The 19,234-nt window shown below is 41.9% G+C and carries 18 protein-coding genes; 1 reads left to right on the top strand and 17 read right to left on the bottom strand.

Going from position 1 to position 19,234, the window contains the following annotated elements:
* Window positions 1-30: 30 nt before the first annotated feature.
* The 16 genes from dnaI to MHI60_RS13250 all read right to left on the bottom strand — a co-directional run bounded on the left by dnaI (window position 31) and on the right by MHI60_RS13250 (window position 17,528).
* A complete protein-coding gene (gene dnaI / locus MHI60_RS13325; RefSeq protein ID WP_095409255.1) occupies window positions 31-960 on the bottom strand; it encodes a primosomal protein DnaI in 930 nt (309 codons plus the stop codon).
* A 16-nt stretch (window positions 961-976) separates the two neighbouring features.
* Complete coding sequence (locus MHI60_RS13320; protein ID WP_144485038.1) at window positions 977-2,401, bottom strand: replication initiation and membrane attachment family protein; 1,425 nt, start codon at window positions 2,399-2,401, stop codon at window positions 977-979.
* A 100-nt stretch (window positions 2,402-2,501) separates the two neighbouring features.
* The gene (nrdR, locus tag MHI60_RS13315) at window positions 2,502-2,960 is read right to left on the bottom strand and encodes a transcriptional regulator NrdR (protein ID WP_003216720.1); all 459 of its coding nucleotides are present in this window, start codon (window positions 2,958-2,960) and stop codon (window positions 2,502-2,504) included.
* Between the two features lie 4 nt (window positions 2,961-2,964).
* Window positions 2,965-3,351, bottom strand: a complete 387-nt coding sequence (locus tag MHI60_RS13310) for a cytosolic protein (RefSeq protein WP_144484923.1) — start codon at window positions 3,349-3,351, stop codon at window positions 2,965-2,967.
* Between the two features lie 183 nt (window positions 3,352-3,534).
* Window positions 3,535-3,915 carry an adenosylmethionine decarboxylase gene (gene speD, locus MHI60_RS13305; RefSeq protein WP_003216492.1) on the bottom strand — a complete coding sequence of 127 codons (381 nt, stop codon included), beginning with the start codon at window positions 3,913-3,915 and terminating at the stop codon, window positions 3,535-3,537.
* 236 nt (window positions 3,916-4,151) lie between these two features.
* Complete coding sequence (locus tag MHI60_RS13300; protein ID WP_024425707.1) at window positions 4,152-5,174, bottom strand: glyceraldehyde-3-phosphate dehydrogenase; 1,023 nt, start codon at window positions 5,172-5,174, stop codon at window positions 4,152-4,154.
* A 172-nt stretch (window positions 5,175-5,346) separates the two neighbouring features.
* Entirely contained in the window at window positions 5,347-5,952 is a 606-nt protein-coding gene (gene coaE / locus MHI60_RS13295) for a dephospho-CoA kinase (protein ID WP_144484925.1), read from the bottom strand.
* Window positions 5,953-5,965: 13 nt separating this feature from the next.
* Window positions 5,966-6,598 carry a sporulation membrane protein YtaF gene (gene ytaF / locus MHI60_RS13290; protein WP_024425705.1) on the bottom strand — a complete coding sequence of 211 codons (633 nt, stop codon included), beginning with the start codon at window positions 6,596-6,598 and terminating at the stop codon, window positions 5,966-5,968.
* A gap of 174 nt (window positions 6,599-6,772) precedes the next feature.
* Window positions 6,773-7,606, bottom strand: a complete 834-nt coding sequence (gene mutM / locus MHI60_RS13285) for a DNA-formamidopyrimidine glycosylase (RefSeq protein WP_024426140.1) — start codon at window positions 7,604-7,606, stop codon at window positions 6,773-6,775.
* A 26-nt stretch (window positions 7,607-7,632) separates the two neighbouring features.
* Window positions 7,633-10,272, bottom strand: coding sequence for a DNA polymerase I (gene polA, locus MHI60_RS13280; protein ID WP_144484927.1), 2,640 nt, complete (start codon window positions 10,270-10,272; stop codon window positions 7,633-7,635).
* Window positions 10,273-10,526: 254 nt separating this feature from the next.
* The gene (locus MHI60_RS13275; protein WP_144484929.1) at window positions 10,527-12,269 is read right to left on the bottom strand and encodes an ATP-binding protein; all 1,743 of its coding nucleotides are present in this window, start codon (window positions 12,267-12,269) and stop codon (window positions 10,527-10,529) included.
* A complete protein-coding gene (locus MHI60_RS13270) occupies window positions 12,262-12,990 on the bottom strand; it encodes a response regulator transcription factor (RefSeq protein ID WP_048239065.1) in 729 nt (242 codons plus the stop codon). The genes MHI60_RS13275 and MHI60_RS13270 overlap by 8 nt, the downstream gene beginning before the upstream one ends.
* A gap of 185 nt (window positions 12,991-13,175) precedes the next feature.
* On the bottom strand, window positions 13,176-14,114 hold the full coding sequence (mdh, locus tag MHI60_RS13265) for a malate dehydrogenase (RefSeq protein ID WP_008356047.1): 939 nt from the start codon (window positions 14,112-14,114) through the stop codon (window positions 13,176-13,178).
* A gap of 34 nt (window positions 14,115-14,148) precedes the next feature.
* Window positions 14,149-15,420 carry an NADP-dependent isocitrate dehydrogenase gene (icd, locus tag MHI60_RS13260; RefSeq protein ID WP_024424789.1) on the bottom strand — a complete coding sequence of 424 codons (1,272 nt, stop codon included), beginning with the start codon at window positions 15,418-15,420 and terminating at the stop codon, window positions 14,149-14,151.
* A gap of 148 nt (window positions 15,421-15,568) precedes the next feature.
* Window positions 15,569-16,687 (bottom strand): citrate synthase, encoded by a 1,119-nt coding sequence (citZ, locus tag MHI60_RS13255; RefSeq protein ID WP_024424790.1) that lies wholly within the window; start codon window positions 16,685-16,687, stop codon window positions 15,569-15,571.
* A 376-nt stretch (window positions 16,688-17,063) separates the two neighbouring features.
* Window positions 17,064-17,528: a DUF441 domain-containing protein gene (locus MHI60_RS13250; protein WP_007501699.1), complete on the bottom strand. Its 465-nt coding sequence runs from the start codon at window positions 17,526-17,528 to the stop codon at window positions 17,064-17,066.
* 100 nt (window positions 17,529-17,628) lie between these two features.
* On the opposite strand from MHI60_RS13250, the gene ytvI reads away from it, so the two are divergent.
* Window positions 17,629-18,747: a sporulation integral membrane protein YtvI gene (ytvI, locus tag MHI60_RS13245; RefSeq protein ID WP_144471349.1), complete on the top strand. Its 1,119-nt coding sequence runs from the start codon at window positions 17,629-17,631 to the stop codon at window positions 18,745-18,747.
* 25 nt (window positions 18,748-18,772) lie between these two features.
* On the opposite strand, the gene MHI60_RS13240 is transcribed toward ytvI, so the two are convergent.
* Window positions 18,773-19,162, bottom strand: coding sequence for an FxsA family protein (locus MHI60_RS13240; RefSeq protein ID WP_025092259.1), 390 nt, complete (start codon window positions 19,160-19,162; stop codon window positions 18,773-18,775).
* Window positions 19,163-19,234: the final 72 nt, after the last annotated feature.

The raw sequence follows: 19,234 nt of genomic DNA, 5'->3' as shown, positions 1-19,234 counted from the left end.
ATTTGCTCCTCCTTCAGGTGACATACGCTTTTATAAATGACGGCGGTTTTCTCCCTCGAGCAACACTGGCTCTGCTAAATAGAGAATCCGTTCCATTAAACGAGCGGCTTTGACCTCTTCTTTTTCCCCACGCTGTGAGTACGTAAAGTGATGCTTCAGCTCGTTTGGTGAGAAATTAGAAGAGAAAAATGTCGGCAGCTGCTCTGCCATACGGTATTGTAAAATCGTTCCGAGCAGCTCATCCCGCACCCAGCTTGTCATCGATTCTGCACCAATATCATCAAGCATTAAAATTGGGGTGGACTTGACCATATTCAGCTTTTCTTCTAGCGTATGATCAGCTAATGAATTTTTTAACTCTCTCACAAATTCAGGCACGTAAACAAGGAGAGATGGGTATTCTTTCTCCGCTAGCTGCTGTGCAATAGCTGCCAGTATATACGTTTTTCCTACTCCAAACTTTCCGTGTAAATACAAGCCTTTTCCTTTTCCAGTCTCATCATAGCTTTGGAGGAATTGACCTACTTTTTGGATGACCTCTTGTCTTCCCACAACGTTCAGATCAGCGAACGTCGCTTGAAGGACATTTTGCGGAATATACATGCTTTTCATCAGTTCTTGCTGTTTTTTCTGTCTATCGAGCCGGAGCTTGACTGGGCAAGGGGAATATTCAATATCAATACTCTGACCTTTGATCACAAGCTTCGGGTGATACCCATCTAAAATGGCATTGACGTTTTCGTCATCTAAGCAATAAGAGCAGCCCTTCGACTGCTGCACATATTCAAAGAGCCGGTTCAAGCTGCGATTGATCATGTCTTCATGTATCTCTTCTTGATGCTTCTGTAAAAAGGCCTTCACATCTTTATCAGATAACACACTTTCTTTAATCTGATTGTATCTCACGCGAAAATCTACACGTCCTTTTAGCTGTTCAAATGAACGACCGATCGGTTTCATCCCATCTCACCTCACCTTAATGTGCATTGTACTTTTTCATATTTTTAAACTGATCTAACAGTTTTTCTTTTTCTCGTTCGAGGTCTTCTGTAGACAGACTGTCCGTTTGCTCTTTTGCCGGCTGTTCTTTTGTTTCGGTTTCTTTCATCCAGTCAGGCAGTTTCTCTTCCCTGACGACTTTTCCTGAACCATATGTGCTGCGCTGCTTTTTCTGCTGCGCCCACTCTGTCATTTGTCTGTTTTCTTCTTTGGCAATTTTCATGGCCGCTGCTACGGTTTTGATTTTCTTTCTCACCCAATGAGCGGCGATTTTTTGCATATATGTTTTTGACAGCTTCATATCTGTTTTGAGTAATGTATAGTAGATGAGAACATTCATGACACCTGGCTCTAGCTGCTGCTCGAGCATGATATCTTCGACAATTCTTAAGTCGGCATACGTTGGCTCAATGCCATCTGCCATGTCTTTTAGCAGCTCCCTAGGCGAAATATGATCCAGCTTTTCAATCAATTTTGCATCTGGAGTATCTGCCGCCGGCGTCTTTGAAGCATCTTGGCGCAAGTGTCTTGGCTGTTTTTGATCAATTAGTTTTGGCTGTTCGCCTCTGTATTCAATTTGGTACCAGTCTCTTGCTGCTTTTCTCAGCTCTTCTGTTGAGATCATTTGATCCGAACCGCATGCACCTGCTACAATATTTTGCATTTGAAGCGGGGTGATGCCGTATACAACAGCTAACTTCTTAATTGTTTCTTTTACCTGCTTTGTCAAAGCCTTTCTTGGAATCATCATGTCAGACATTCCCGCTAACAATAGATCAAAATCAAAGGATTCGTCTGAGAGCGGTGCCGGCTGACTCGATCCAACGGTCACATATTCATAGCCTTGATCAAGCGATGACGCCTGATGAATTTCTTCTGTCATCTTGCGTTCGCCTGGCTGCAATACGTGAAACACTTCTTCAAACGAACGTGAAATGTTCTTTGCTTCTGCAGGAACACCTGGATAAGAGAAATAATCACGCAGCTGCATATATTTTGCTTTTTCTACACGATGGTACAGCAGGACATTCAGCATACCATCTTGGAAAAACTCATCCGGTCTTAACGGCGGTACAAGCTCATATGTAAACAGTCTGCCTTCTTCCGTTTCCTGTTCATATGTGCGGAGTAAGCCGATCGCTTCAAGCTTTAAACGTTCCTCAAAAATATCATTTAAATTCGTCTGCAGCATGACCATGAGCTGCCGATGAGGTGCAGGTTTCCCCCATATACGATTTTGTTCCAGCTCACCCCAAAGCGTCATGTATAAGCTAAAAGCGGACATGCCAATAAGCGGCTGATATAAAAGAGTGATGAGCTGTCTATCGATGTCACCGAGCAATGAAGCGCTTTTGACGACATACGGATCGACGGCTAGCACTTCCTTCCAATGCTCTGTCATATGCTGATCCTCCCCATGAATTGCGATTGTTTCCATTGTACACTCTTTTTACGTTTTACGCTTTACGCAGGAAAAAGAGCATGAAGAATCTCCAGCTCTTTTAGCGTTCTTTCTTTAATAGATCTTTTAATTCATCAATAAAGACATTGATATCTTTAAACTGCCGGTAAACTGAGGCAAACCTGACGTAAGACACTTCATCAATTTTCGCCAGCTCGTCCATGACCATTTCACCTACAAGCTCGCTTTTCACTTCTGACATGCCTTGATTGCGCAGTTCTTTTTCGATATTAAAGCAGACATCCTCCAGCTGCTTTAAAGCGACAGGACGCTTTTCACACGCTTTGATGAGTCCTCTCAGCATTTTTTCCCGGCTGAATTCTTCTCGAATCCCTTCTTTTTTCACCACAATCAGCGGTAATTCTTCTAATTTCTCAAACGTCGTAAAGCGATATTGGCAGCTTTCGCACTCTCTTCTACGACGGATGGATTTCCCTTCATCTACTGGTCTTGAATCAAGCACCCTTGTGCCAAGGTGCTGACATGTGGGACATTTCATTTCATCAGCTCCGATCTATTCTTGGAAGTTGTTTGTCTATTTCATCATAAAGGGACAGAACGGTTTTTTGACTATAGCCGAAATCTGTGGGCAGAGCCGTTTCTGTTGTCACATTAAAATCGACAGCTGTTTCAAAAGGACGAATTGAAATGACAGTCGCCACGAGAAAGGCTTTTTTCGGCAATCGTATGTTTGCGCTGATTTCACCTCGTTCTGCTGAAACAGATGTCACTTGATAGGAATCGCTTCGGGAAAGCATAGCTTCCACCGCTTGAAAAACTTGTGCATTCGTCGATTTGTAGTAATGGCTTCTCAGTTCTGACACTGGATGTTCGTCAGCTGTTTCTGTATGGTTTGACATGAACCGTTTTAACTTTTGTCCTAAAGTCATATACGTATCCCCTTTGCCATAATGCCTCTTTCTTTATTTTATAAAAAAAACCTTTGTTTTCCTAGAACAAAAGTATAGACAAGCTGGGGAATGTTGGATTTTTTATCAAATAAATATAAAAAGGAGCATAACACAAAGGCATTCAATGCTTTTGGCCAGCTCCCATTGCAATCTTTTTTATGTTTACAGTGCTTTGGCTTGTGCCTGTTTCACTTGTACAGGTCCCATGCCTCGAGGAATTTCGATGTTTTCTCTTGTTTCAGCACCTAATTCATCTCCGATATGATCTGCTGCAATATTCGGATCTAGGTCGCCGCAAGTATAAACATCTATGCTCGCATAACCATGTTCAGGAAAGCTGTGAATTGTCAGATGAGATTCAGAAATAATGACAACTCCACTTACTCCTTGAGGTGCAAATTTGTGAAAAGCAACCTCTCTTACCTCAGCTCCTGATTTCAAAGCTGCATTTACAAACGTTTTTTCAATAAAATCCATGTCGTTCAGTTTATCACAGTCGCATCCCCATAGCTCGGAGATAACGTGACGTCCGATTGTTTCCATCATGGACCCCCCTTTAAACAAGAATGAAAGAGTGAAGTTCTAAGCAGCCGGACCGGACATATACCACGGGGGAAAGTTAGTCCTAAGAGGTCCTAACCCTTTAAGTATACCCGAATGAGTCTGCGAACAAGAAGTTCACGAAAAATAGTATACTTTGTTTAGACCCATTTTGCAAGCTGTGTTTTTAGTGGGATTTTCTCTCATTTCTTGAAAAAGGGACGTTCATCTTCTTCATTTCAAACAGCAGACAGCTCTTTCATCTGTGCCCCGACAAACTTCACAAGGTCAACCACTCGGCATGAATAACCCCATTCATTGTCATACCATGCAAGAACTTTCACTTTTCTCCCTTCCATTACCATCGTTGTCAGTCCATCAACGACTGCTGAATAAGGATTCGTGTTAAAGTCCGTAGAGACAAGCGGCTCATCTGTGTAATCTAAAATACCGGCAAGAGATGTTTTAGATGCATTCGAGAAGGCTGCATTGACTTCTTCTGCTGTGACATCTTTTTTCAAGTCAACAACAAGATCAACCATCGACACATTGGAAACTGGTACGCGAAGTGCAAGTCCATGCAATTTCCCTTTCATGTGCGGAAGTACTAAAGAAAGCGCTTTAGCGGCACCCGTCGTAGTTGGAATAATGGACTGAGCACATGCTCTCGCCCGGCGCAGATCCTTATGCGGGTTATCGATATTTTTTTGATCATTTGTATAAGCATGAACCGTTGTCATTAAACCATTGTCGATGCCAAATTCATCATCTAACAGTTTCACAACTGGTGCTAAACAGTTTGTTGTACAAGATGCGTTTGAAATAATGACGTGTTTTTCAGGATCAAGATCATCCTCATTGACGCCCATCACAATCGTAATGTCTTCATTTTTACCTGGAGCTGTTAGAACGACTTTTTTCGCTCCGGCATCTATATGGCCCATCGCTTGATCTTTTGAATTAAATTTACCTGTTGCTTCGATCACGATATCAATCCCAAGCTCTCCCCATGGAAGCTGCTTTGGGTCTCTATTATTGAGCAAAAGCACTCTTTTGCCATTCACAATCAAGGCGTCATCTTCTGCTGTCACATCGCATTCGTAACGTCCATGATTTGTATCATATTTAATTAAATGTGCTAGCGTTTCGGCAGGATAGCTTGCGTTCACCGCTACAATTTGAATTTGATCATCAAGCATTGCTTTTCTGAAGACCATGCGTCCAATTCTGCCAAACCCATTGATCGCTGCTTTTACCTTCATGAACAGGTCACTCCTCTATTATGTGTTATACTCAATAAATTTATTTATGAAATTAGTATATCACATTAGAATGTAATTGCCAGTATATAAACGTATATTTTCTAAAAAGGGCTGTTCTTTTCAAAGGAAATCAGAATAAAGCATAAAAAAAGAAGAGTACGTGTATGTACTCTTACTTATCTGTATGTTCCCATTCATTTAATATGTTCTGCAATTGCCTTCTGATAAAAGCAAGGTCTTGTGTGTTCTCTATCACGCGGTCTGCTTTTTTACATTTCTCCTCAAGAGGCTGCTGAGAGTGAATACGATTCAGCGCTTCTTCCTCGCTGAGGTCATTTCGATTCATGAGCCGCGATAGCTGCAATTCAGGCGTTGTATACACCACAATGATGCGGTCGACGAGACTTTCCAGCTGACTTTCAAATAAAAGCGGGATATCGAGGACAACGAAGGTTTCGTTCTGACTAACCCCTTCATCTCTCTGTTTGAGCATTTCTTTTCTCACTTCAGGATGAACAATCGCATTCAGCTGCTTTCTTTTCTCTTCATCAGAAAAAATGATGGCTCCAAGCTGCTGCCGGTTCAGCTCCCCATTTGGCAGGAGAACATCCTCACCAAAGGTTTGAACGATTTGTTGAAGAGCTGGTGTTCCTTTGGCAACCGCTTCTTTTGCAATGACATCTGCGTCCACGACCCGGATGCCCTGCTCTTTTATCATCTGTGAGACGGTGCTTTTTCCACTAGCAATCCCGCCTGTTAATCCAATGACAAGCGTCAATTGATTTCCTCCTTTACAGCTTCCACACCCCAATTAAAATGAGCAGAAGCCCTGGTAAGCATGCAAGTTTATCGATCCAGCGCCAATTTGCCAAGTAATGACCGGCACGGAGCCCGATACACACAAAGAGTGAGCTCATCACGGCCACAGTGATACTCATGACAATTGGAGAAAAGCCTAGAATCGCTGCGCCAATCCCTGCGCCAAATGCATCAATGGATAAAGCAATCCCAAGAAGCACCGCTTCTATTCCATTGATCGTCCCAGAACGGTCAATATCTGCACTTGTCGGCTTTCGCAAAATTTGAATAACAAGACCAAGCGATTGCACTTCCACATTGAGCAATGTCTTTTCATGAAGAAGCAAATCACGCTCTTTCGCTGGTTTGTAAAATTGATAAAGGACCCAAAGTCCAATGGCGATTAAAATGCCTCCACCAAGTTTATCTGTCACTGAGACAGGGAGGAATGTCGTCAGCAGGCTGCCAATCAGCATGGAAATGAGCAGCACAATCCCTGAACAGCATGCAATAATGACAATCGCTTTAAATGGAATCTTCATTTTACGAAGGCCATACGTAAAGCCTACAGAAAAGCTGTCAATGCTGACTGCAATAGCTAAAAACAGGAGCGAAATCGAAATCATACCTGAACTCTTCCTTTCTGTTCATGCAACGATGATCAAGAGTCTCTAGGCGTCCTTAGACTCTTCTTCACTATATGAAGAGCAGGTGGGCTGTGTGTCAGTCTACACCTTGCTGAAAAATGAATGTTTTTTATCGTATGCACAGCAAAAAGGAAGCATGCTGATGGCTGATTTTTATTGAGGACGTTTTTGGCAGGTCACACAAAAATGAGTGCCGCGCCCTCCGACTACTGTTTTCTCAATGATGCTTCCGCATGTTTGACAAGGCTCTCCCCGCCGATCATACACAAGAAGCTGCAGCTGAAATGTGCCAATATCACCTTGTGAATTGATATATGAGCGAATCGTGCTTCCTCCTGCATCTACCGCCACTTGAAGTGTATCGATAATATGCCTGTGAAGCACTTTACACGATTCAAGGCTGAGCTGATTCGCTTTTGTTTCTGGATGAATGCCTGCTTTAAACAAAACCTCATCTACATAAATATTACCTAGTCCCACGACAATCTTTTGATCAAGCAGCGCTGTTTTGACCACACGGGATGTTTTTTTCAATTGCTCCCATAAATATTCCGGAGTGAATTGATCATCAAAAGGCTCATATCCCAGCTGTGAGAGCGGGAGTTCCTTTTCTTCTTCACCCGGCTGAAATAAATGCATCGTGCCAAATTTACGTACATCATGGTACCGAAGCTCAGTACCGTCTGTAAACGTAAAGACGACGTGTACATGTTTATCGTATGGCTCATGCGCTTCATGTACACGGTATTTCCCTTCCATCCTTAAATGGGAGACCATCACGTAATGGTCTAAATGAAAGAGCAGGAACTTTCCTCTTCTTTCAATGGTTTGTATCGTTTCTCCTACCATCCTTCTTGCGAACTCTTCCGGCTCCCCAGGACGTTTGATGATATTTGGCCATTTGATATCGACCGTTTCAATCGTTTTTCCTTCGACTAACCGCTTGAGTGTGCGCCGGACGGTTTCAACTTCTGGTAATTCCGGCATGCTCCTCGCTCCTTTTTCTCTCTCTATTATTTTGCGTCGTACCAAGATGGCCCTGAAGCAAAATCAACTTTTAGCGGCACATCTAGCTGAAGTGCATTTTCCATGACTTCAGGGACAATTTTTTCAAGTATGGCAATTTCTTCTTTCGGTGCTTCGAAGATCAGTTCATCGTGCACCTGTAATAAAAGATTTGCCTGCAAGTTTTCTTCTTTTAACTTTCGCGCCATATCAATCATGGCTTTTTTAATAATATCAGCCGCACTACCTTGGATCGGTGTGTTCATGGCTGTTCGTTCGGCAAAGCTTTTGATATTAAAATTACGGCTTGTGATATCCGGGATATACCGTCTGCGTTTGAGAAGCGTCGTGACATATCCTTTTTGTTTCGCTTCCTGCACGATCTCTTCCATATAGGTTTTCACGCCTTTAAAGCTTGTTAAATAGCGTTCGATAAAAGCAGCTGCTTCTTTTCTTGTGATCCCAAGATTTTGAGATAATCCATAGTCACTGATTCCATATACAATTCCGAAGTTGACAGCCTTGGCTTGTCTTCTCATAGAGGAAGTCACTTCTTCTTCTGAGACATGGAACACGTCCATCGCTGTTTTCGTGTGAATATCCATATCTTGCGTAAACGCTTCGATCAAATTCTCATCCTGAGAAATATGAGCGAGTACACGCAGCTCAATTTGTGAATAGTCAGCAGCAAACATGAGCCAGCCTTCTTTTGAAGGAACGAAGGCTTGACGAATCTTCCGTCCTTCTTCTAAACGAATCGGGATGTTTTGCAGGTTTGGATCTGTTGAGCTTAATCTTCCTGTTTGTGTGAGTGCTTGATTAAATCTTGTATGCACTTTATGGGTATCCTTGCGCGTTACTTTCATTAAGCCTTCCACATAGGTCGATTGCAGCTTTCCAATTTGGCGGTAATGCAGAATGGACCGAATGATTTCGTGCTTATCTTCAAGCTTTTCGAGAACATCCGCAGATGTCGAGTAGCCCGTCTTTGTCTTTTTAATAATCGGCAGACCTAATTTTTCAAAAAGAATCACGCCAAGCTGTTTAGGAGAATTGATGTTAAACGTTTCTCCTGCTAAGCGGTGAATAGTTTCTTCATATTCTTTCAGCTTTTTCGTTAATTCTTCACCCATCTTTTCTAGGCGCTCAAAATCTACCTTTACGCCAAGGGATTCCATTTCACCTAAGATGAGGGCAAGCGGGAGCTCTAAGTCTTCATACAGTTCAAGCTGATCATTTTTTTCTAACGCTTCAAGTGTTAAATCATGCAGAGCAGAGATCGCCGCTGCTTTTCGTCCAAGATGTTCCTTCAGTTCATCTTCAGGTGGAATCGCCTGCTTTGCTCCTTTTCCGTACACTTTTTCATCAGAAAGAGCGATGTTGAGACCGTATTCCTTCGCCACACTTGCAACGTCCTCATACGATTTCTGAGGGTTGACGACATAGGAAGCGAGCAGGACATCGTTATCGACACCTTTTAGATCGACATCATGCCATCTGAGGGCGACAACTGCTCTTTTTGAATCAAAGACCCATTTCTTCTTCGTTTCATCCTGTACCCATTGTTTAAATGCGTCTGATTGAAGCGCATCTTCTTTCGTGATAAAAAACGCACCGTATTCATTATGAATCGCAAAACCGATCAAATCCGCTTCATGATAATTATCTCCTAGCTGTTCTACCACAAGGGCGGCATGATCTGTCAGCATCTCATCCGTTACATCCGTCATTTTTTTCACTTCTAATGCTTCTACTTCGACCTGTTCTCCTGTTTCTGGTGCTTCTCCTAGACGCTCTAGGAGCGTTTGAAAGCCTAGTTCTTTATAAAGAGAGATCACTTGATCCATATGAGGGCCTTCATATGCGAGATCCTTGCTTGATACATCAATTGGCGCTTCTACAAGAATCGTTGCGAGTTTTTTACTCATCACCGCTTGATCTTTATATTCTTCAAGCTTTTCTTTTAGCTTTTTCCCGCTCACTTCGTCAATATGTTCAAGCAGATTTTCAACCGTTTCAAACTGCTTTAACAATTTAATCGCTGTTTTTTCACCTACACCTGGCACCCCTGGAATATTATCTGAGGAATCTCCCATCAAGCCTTTCATATCGATGATTTGATCTGGGCGCAGTCCATATTTCTCTTCAATATGAGCCGGTGTGTAATATTCTACTTCTGTAATGCCTTTTTTCGTAATCGCCACCGTCGTATGGTCTGTTGAGAGCTGCGTTAAGTCCTTATCTCCTGAGAAAATTTTGACTTCAAAGCCGTCTTTTTCTGCCTCCACAGCCAATGTCCCGATAATATCGTCAGCCTCGTATTGAGGAAGCTCGTACCTTTTTACCTGATAGGCATCTAATAGTTCACGGATGAACGGCATTTGTTCTGATAGCTCTGGCGGCGTTTTTTGTCTTCCGCCTTTATATTCTTTAAATGTCTCGTGGCGGAACGTTGTTTTTCCCGCATCAAATGCAACGAGCATATGGGTTGGCTTCTCGTCCTCGAGCATCTTCATTAAAATCATTGCAAAGCCGTAAATGGCGTTTGTATGAACGCCTTTATCATTTGATAATAGCGGCAAAGCAAAAAAGGCTCGGTAAGCGAGACTGTTTCCATCCACTAGTACTAATTTCTTTTTGTCTGTCATGTTTTAATCCTCCATCGGCTGAGCCATTTCAGCCGTCTCTTTCACACATTGTATCATCATTTTATCAAAGTTTATTTTGAAAAGAAAATAGTCGAACCTGCATAAAAAAGGGACGAAAACAACAAGTGTTTTCGTCCTTACAAAATTGGCTCCTTGGATGAAGGGGTTCCTATTCATCCTACCAATGATTGTTTAACTAAACATGAATTCATTGTAAAGATCATGTAAATTTTAACGCAACTTTCCTTTTTTCACTATTTTGATTTCAGACTCACTGTAAAAGTCGTTCCTTTGCCTTGTTTGCTATGGACCGAAATCGTCCCTTCATGCGCCTCCACAAGGTGTTTGACAATCGCAAGACCAAGACCTGTACCGCCTGAATTTCTACTTCTATCTTTATCAATTCGATAAAATCTCTCAAATATTCTTGGAATCTCGCTTTTCTTCATGCCGATTCCTGTATCTGCTACATCAAATTCATAGGCGCCTTTCCGAGGTCTTGCCGAAATGGTGACACTCCCTCCCTCTGGTGTATAGGTAAGGGCATTGTTCACGAGATTGAGGAAGATTTGCTTTAATCTCAGCGGATCTGCCATCACATAGACAGGCTCTTTCGGGATACGCACTTGTAATTGAATGCCTTTTTCTGCGGCCTTTTGTTTTAAAAGGACTTCAATCTCTTGAATGATTTCTGTCGCATTGGCGTCTTGAATATTCAATTTGAAATGCTGCTGCTCGATTTTGGAAAGATCGAGTAAATCTTGAATGAGAGTTTCGAGACGGACACTCTCTTTTAGAATGATGGAAAGGAATTGTGTCAGCGCTTCTTTGTCATCAATCGCTCCATCAAGAAGAGTTTCGGAGAATCCTTTAATCGACGTAATCGGTGTCTTTAATTCGTGAGACACATTGGCGACAAAATCTTTTCGCATCTGCTCCAGCTGCTTTGTTTCTGTCACGTCATGAAACACAAGGACAATTCCTTTCCATTCATCGTCTGTACTTAAAATGGGAACACCATCCACCTGGAAGTAGCGCCGTTCGATGTCAACGGCCAGGCGTAAAAACTTTCGTACCTTCGTTTCTGTCATGAAAATTTCGTCAATCAGCTCAATAATTTCTTCATGTGTAAATGCTTCATGGTACAGCTTGTGCATGTAAATGTGCTTTTGCACTTTAAACTGCTTGCGGAAGGTTCGATTGACTAGGTTGATATACCCCATCTTATCAATCAAAATAATCCCTGCTCCGATGTTTTCAATGACTGTTTGCAGACGGTCTCGCTGCATCTCCCCCGTGCTTGTCATTTCTTGAAGACTTTCTGCCAGGCGCTTCATTGATGTATTAAGCTCACTTGTTTCAATGATCAGCTCTTCATAATGATTGGTATCATAGTTCCCGCGTTCCAGCTGTTTGGCTACCTTTGTGGCATAATCTATCGGTTTTACATATTTCATCGACATGCGGTATCCAAAGAAAACGATGATAATAATCGCCGAGCTAAGACAAACGGCTAATGCGAGCCAAAGCTGGCCGTCAATTTCATTTAAAGGCTGGAATGACGCATGGAGAAATAAATAGCCTGCCGGTTCGTTTTGTTTCAGGATAGGGACTGCGTAATGAAACAGTGCATCCTTCTCATCCTCAATGACGACTCCTTTTGTTTGAAGTCGTTCATTGTTCAATGTGTTTTGAATGATGCCCCTTTGCTCCGCTTGACCTGTTGTATGTATGATATTCCCCTTCAGATCCACAATTGACGCATTCATATCGAGATGCTGCTTTGCCTGATTAAGGATTTCTTTGTTTTGCTTCGCCTGCAGATCATCACCATCCATGGAAGAAAGAAGAAAGCTCGATTCATTTTCCATTCGTTCCGTTAATTTTGTTTCATAAAAAACATGGAACATGTGATCCAAAAAAAGGCCAAGTGCAACAAACACAATAAAAAGGAGAAAAATAAGTCCCGAAAACAGGCGGGTTCTAATTTTACTCATTTGGCTTTGGCTCCTCCAATTTGTAGCCTAAGCCGCGAATGGTTTTAATATATGTTGGTTTTTTCGTGTTCTTTTCAATTTTGTCCCGCAAGTGGCTGATATGCACATCCACAATACGAGTGTCACCTGCAAAGTCATAATTCCAAACGGCACTGAGCAGCAGATCACGTGTGAGGACACGTCCTTTATGCTTGGCCAAATAAAGCAGCAGTTCAAATTCCTTCGGCGTAAGCTCTAGGCGTTCTTCTTGGAAGTAGACTTCGTAGTGTTCTGGTAAAATGCGCAGTTCACCAATTTTGATTTGGTCTGCAATGACCTCTTCCTTCTCCTCTTGCGTGGGAACAGGCTGAGATTGCTGCGCTCTTCTCAAGATGGCTTTTACCCGCGCACCAACTTCTCTAGGACTGAATGGCTTTGTCATGTAATCATCGGCTCCAAGTTCAAGACCGAGCACCTTATCAAATTCATCGTCCTTTGCTGTCAGCATTAAAATAGGGAACATCATTTTTTGAATTCTCAGTTGTTTGCACACTTCAATGCCGTCCATCTTCGGAAGCATTAAATCTAATACAATGAGATCAGGCTGTTCACTTGCTGCTTTTTCAAGCGCTTCTTCGCCATCTCTTGCTGTGACGACATCATAGCCCGCCCTTTCAAGGTTATAGCTTAGAAGTGTTACAATCGATTCTTCATCATCCACAACTAATATTTTTTTATTCATGTTGTGCCTCCAATTAGTGATTTCCCCTGCATCCGTTTTTTTGTATCTTATGTGAAAAGCGAGAAGTCATGCTTTCTCTTTCATTTTAACGAAAGCTTAACAAGAGGACAATTTAAAATTTCGACAAGATTTGTTTTGTAAACAAAAAGAAGGCCCCTCATAAGAGAAGCCTTCTTTTTTTCATATTAAGACAATACTTTCATGACGTTCTTAACAGATTCAACCGAACGGTCAAGCTGACTTCTTTCTTCTTCTGTCAGCTCAAGCTCAATGATCTGCTCAAGGCCGTTTCCACCTACGATTGTTGGTACTCCAAGGTAAATGCCTTCGTAGCCATATTCACCTTCAAGGTATGCAATCGTTGGGATGACGCGGCGCTGATCTTTTAGAATCGCCTCAACCATTTCTACTAGTGAAGCAGCAGGTGCATAATAGGCACTACCGTTACCTAATAGGTTTACGATTTCGCCGCCGCCTTTTCTTGTTCTTTCAACAATCGCATCAATTCGATCTTTTGGAATCAATGTTTCAAGCGGGATACCGCCTGCATAAGAGTAACGAACAAGCGGGACCATGTCGTCGCCATGTCCACCAAGGACAAAGCCCGTCACATCTTTGACAGATAGGTTTAATTCTTGAGCAACAAACGTACGGAAACGTGCTGTATCAAGAATGCCCGACTGTCCAATGACTTTTTCTTTTGGTAATCCTGATTCTTTATAAACTGCATATGTCATTGCATCAACAGGGTTTGTTAACACAACAATAATGGCTTCTGGAGAATATTTAACGATTTCGCGTGTCACGCTGCGCATGATTTTTTCATTTGTTGACACGAGATCGTCACGGCTCATTCCCGGCTTTCTTGCAATTCCTGCCGTAATGACCACGACATCAGAACCGGCTGTATCTTCGTAGTTAGAAGTGCCTGTAATGTTCGCATCGAAGCCTTGAACAGGGCTTGCTTCCAGCATATCAAGTGCTTTCCCTTTTGTTGGGTTCTCAAGCTGCGGGATATCAACTAATACGACATCCGCTAATTCTTTTTGAGCTGTTAGAAATGCTGTAGTTGCTCCAGTAAAACCTGCTCCGATGACAGATACTTTTTTACGCTTGTTTGCCATTTCCTTTTTCCCCTTTAACTTTAAAGTTTAAGAATCAAGACAAGTTTTTGATGAGCTCGTCAGCAAACTCAGAACATTTTACTTCTGTTGCGCCATCCATTAATCTAGCAAAATCGTACGTGACGACTTTAGATGCAATTGTTTTTTCAACAGATTGAATCACTAGATCAGCTGCTTCCTGCCAGCCAAGGTGCTCAAGTAAAAGCACGCCTGATAGAAGAACAGAAGATGGATTCACTTTATCAAGACCAGCATATTTTGGTGCTGTTCCGTGAGTCGCTTCAAAAATAGCGTGTCCTGTTTCGTAGTTGATGTTCGCACCTGGTGCGATACCAATTCCACCAACTTGTGCTGCAAGTGCATCAGAGATGTAATCTCCATTTAAGTTCATTGTAGCCACAACATCGAACTCAGCTGGACGAGTTAGGATTTGTTGAAGGAAAATATCTGCAATGCTGTCTTTGACAATGATTTTGCCAGCAGCTTCTGCTTCACTTTGCGCTTTGTTTGCCGCATCTTTTCCATCTTGTTCTACAATACGATCATATTGTGCCCATGTAAAGACCTTGTCGCCAAACTCTTTTTCAGCCACTTCGTAGCCCCAGTTTTTGAAGGCACCTTCTGTAAATTTCATGATGTTTCCTTTGTGAACAAGCGTCACAGATTTACGGCCTTGGTCAATTGCATATTGGATAGCCGCTCTGACAAGACGGGATGTTCCCTCTTCAGAAACTGGCTTGATTCCGATACCTGACGTTTCTGGGAAACGGATTTTGTTCACACCTAATTCGTTTTTCAAGAAGTCAATTAACTTCTTCACTTCGTCTGAACCTTTTGCATACTCGATACCTGCATAGATATCTTCTGTGTTCTCACGGAAGATCACCATATCTGTGTCTTCTGGACGTTTCACAGGAGAAGGTACGCCTTTGAACCAGCGAACTGGACGTAAGCATGTGAATAAATCAAGCTCTTGTCTAAGTGCCACGTTTAATGAACGGATTCCTCCGCCAATTGGTGTTGTTAGTGGTCCTTTAATTGCAATTAAATATTCACGAATGTCTTCAAGCGTTTGCTCAGGAAGCCACTCTCCAGTTTTATTGTAAGCTTTCTCACCTGCATATACTTCTTTCCAAGTGATTTGCTTTTCACCTTTATAAGCTTTTTCTACAGCTGCTTCAAGTACTCTTGATGCTGCTTTCCAAATGTCAGGACCGATTCCGTCCCCTTCGATAAACGGGATAATTGGATTATTTGGTACATTCAATACGCCGCCAGTAACTGTAATTTTTTCGCCTTGTGACAATGATATTACCTCCCAGGTTATGTAGTGAATATTTGAAACTTCTTGGCTTGATGTCTGCAAGCAAAAAAGTTTTTCACGTGATTCGTTTTTTTGTTGATATAGAGGCTGATTGGCCTTTTGAAATCAGCCCCCGCTTATTCTATAAACATTAGTCTCTTTCACTGATCGGAACAAAGGTTTGAAGATCAGGTCCAATGTAGTCAGCTCTTGGACGGATGAGACGGTTGTTGTCATATTGCTCTAGAATGTGAGCAATCCATCCAGAGAATCGGCTGATCACGAAAATTGGTGTAAACAAGTCATGATCAATACCAAGACTGTGATATACAGATGCAGAATAAAAATCAACATTTGGCGGAAGATTTTTCTCTGATGTCACGATTTCCTCTGCGCGAACAGACATTTCATACCATTTCGGCTCGCCAGTGAGATTTGTTAAACGCTGGCTCATTTCTTTTAGATGCTTTGCACGCGGGTCACCTTGACGGTATACACGGTGGCCAAAGCCCATAATTTTTTCTTTCTTTTCTAGCTTACCATGAATATAGGAATCTACGTTTTCAACTTCGCCAATTTCTGAAAGCATCTTCATCACGCCTTCATTAGCGCCGCCATGAAGCGGTCCTTTCAGCGCACCGATAGCCGCTGTCACACCAGAGTAGATATCTGATAGTGTAGCAACACATACACGTGCTGTAAATGTCGATGCGTTTAATTCATGATCCGCATGTAGAATAAGTGCCTTATCAATGGCTTCAATTTCTACTGGTGACGGCTCTTCGCCATTTAGCATATACAAGAAGTTTGCAGCATAGCTGTATTCTTCTTTTGGCTGTACAGGCTCAAGTCCCTTGCGAATACGTGAAAACGCAGCGACTAGTCCAGAAATTTTCGCCTGTAAGCGAATCGCCTTTCTGTAATTCGCTTCTTTGTCCATAATCTCTGATTCGTCATCGAGTAAACCTAGTAAGGATACCGCTGTACGAATCGCAGACATTGGATGAACCCCATCGAGCGAATAAGATTTAAAATGCTCAATGATTTCTTGCGGAATCTGAGCATTTTCATTGAGCTGCTGTTTTAATTCACTCAGCTCCTGCTCATTCGGCAGCTTTAAGTGCCATAACAGGTAGACAATTTCTTCGAATGTAGCTTTTTCAGTTAAATCATCGATATTGTACCCTACATAAGTAAGAGTATCATCAATAATTGAGCTTACGGATGAAGTTGTTGCCACGATACCTTCAAGACCTCTTGTTGCTGTCATGTTCAATCTCCCCTTTTTAAAAAGATTCCCCTTCGTTGCAGAATTCTCATTTTTTGAAAGCGCTATCCAATCCGAATAAAATGGCAGATTCATAAAAGAAAATGCTTACATTTACCTATACGGTTAGAGCGCTTTTAGCCTCATATCTCTTGTGTGATCAATGAGTTCAAAATTAAGCCTATTCCCATTATAAACAATAATCAGACATTTGTTAAATGTTTAACTATAATTTTTTTTGATATTTTTTTTTCCAGTCTTCCATATCAGGCATGGAATAAAGGGATTTTGCTTCTTTTAATATATTTAATTATGTTTTTTTGCAAAAGCTCACGCAAGAAAAAATTTAAAAAAGAAAGTGGCGTGAACCACTCTCTTTTCACCCGCTGAAAAATTTCACAGCCTGCATCGCCAAATAAGCAATTCCTGCCCCGATAAGCGGTCCAACAGCCACACCTTTAAATAAGCTGACTGCCAAAATGGTACCAAACACAAGCGCTGCCGTAATATGCGGATCATTTTCGAGTAGCACAATGCCGTTTTTTGCAATTAATGCTACTAATATACCCGCTCCAAGAGCTATCCAAGCATAGGAAGATTTCATCGCTTCTCCAAGCTGCTTAAATCCAATGTCACCTGTTGCAATCGGGACCAGCACAGCAATAGTAATGACGGTGACTCCCCAATTAATGCCTTTAGATTGGAGAACCGGGAATATTTTTTGATCCAGGCCAATCAGCTTAATCGCAATCAGCACAGAGACCGCTAAAATTAACGAATTGTTTTTTGCAATAAGTGCAATAACGAGTAAAAGAACCAAAAACAAATTTGCTTGAGTAAACATACGCCGCTCCTTTCTTTCTTTTTATTGCGACCTTTTCATATTACTAATATTTTTGAATAAAATGAAGTATCGGACATGCTTGTTTTTTGGAGGGGATTGTGTGAATCACGCCTATGTAGCCATTTTTCTGCGAAGTTTGATGATGATCAGCATTGCTGTTTTTGCGGTTGTCTTTTTATATCAGTCTTTTCCGTTTTTATATCCTTTTTGGATCGCCCTTATCGTGTCTTGTTTAATTCATCCTGCCGTATGCAAAATCGAAGAGATCACCGGGATGCCGAGAGGACTTGTTGTGGTCATTGTGCTCTTGCTCTTTTTAGTCGCAGCCGCCGGCTTAATGACGCTTTTAGTTGCGGAAATCATTTCAGGAAGTGCTTATTTGGCAAAAGTGCTGCCTGGCCATCTTGATCAAATGATTGGTATTGTAGAGCAATTTTTCACAGACAAGATTCTGCCTTTATATCATGATATGACGGCCCAATTTAATACACTTCAAGCAGGTCAAAAGGAATCGATTTTGGGACAAATTCAAGCACTCGGTGATGAAGCTGCCGCAAAAATCGGGACTTTTCTTTCAAAAACACTCGAGCTTATTCCAGCGTTTTTAGGTCTTTTGCCTGATGCAGCAGCCACTCTGTTATTTTCTGCTCTCGCAACTTTTTTTATCACGAAAGATTGGTTTACGTTAAAATCATATGGCTCACGTATCTTTCCCGCAAAATGGATGCAGCATACACGCGCCATTTTATCTGAAATCAAAAAAGCCATTACCGGCTTTATGAAGGCACAGCTTCTTCTTGTCGCCATGACGATTGGTATTGTGTTGATTGGACTCATCATTTTAAAAGTCGAACATGCCCTTGTGATTGCATTATGTATTGGGCTCGTCGATTTACTTCCATACATCGGAAGCGGCACTGTATTTCTACCATGGATCATTTATTCTGCCATGACAGGAAATCTTTCACTCGCCATTGGCCTAGGCATTTTGTATATTGTCGTCCTCATTCAAAGACAAATATCAGAGCCAAAAGTCTTAAGCAAATCCATCGGACTTAATCCTTTAGCAACGCTTGTGGCGCTATTTGTCGGGTTAAAATGGTTTGGTTTTCTAGGACTTGTGATTGGCCCTGCCTCCCTTGTCGTGTGGCAGGCATTCCGTAATGCAGGAGTTTTCAGAGATATTTATGAGTACATTCGGTATGGCATGCAAAAATAAAAGAGACCTTCAGCTGAAGGTCTCTTTAGCGAATGATCGTATAGCGGTTACGATTAGACATGTTTCTAAGCCAGCGTTCAAAGAGCGGCTTGATTCCCTTTCTCGTCACCGGAATGAGCAGCAAAGCCCCAATGATATCCGATAAGAAGCCTGGAATGAGCAGCAGCAGACCACCGATTAGAATACAAAAACCATCGACAATCGCTCCCCCTGGCATCTTGCCATATTGCAAATCTCGCTGCACTTTTTGGAAGGCTTCTATTCCTTGTTTTCTTGCGAAATAAGCACCTAATGCACTTGTCAGCACGATGAGCAGCATCGTTGGCAAAATGCCAATGATTTTACTTGAGATTAAAAATAAACTAATTTCCACCGCAGGGAACAGAATTAATAATAGTAGAAAATATTTCTTCAACCATATCACCTCATGGGGTATCTTTCATCAAAAGCTGTTTACTTTTTTTAGTGTAACATAAAAAAAGAGAGG

Source organism: Bacillus sp. FSL K6-3200 (genome assembly GCF_038630485.1).
Lineage (GTDB): Bacteria > Bacillota > Bacilli > Bacillales > Bacillaceae > Bacillus > Bacillus safensis.
This window is presented reverse-complemented; position numbering and strand designations above follow the sequence as displayed.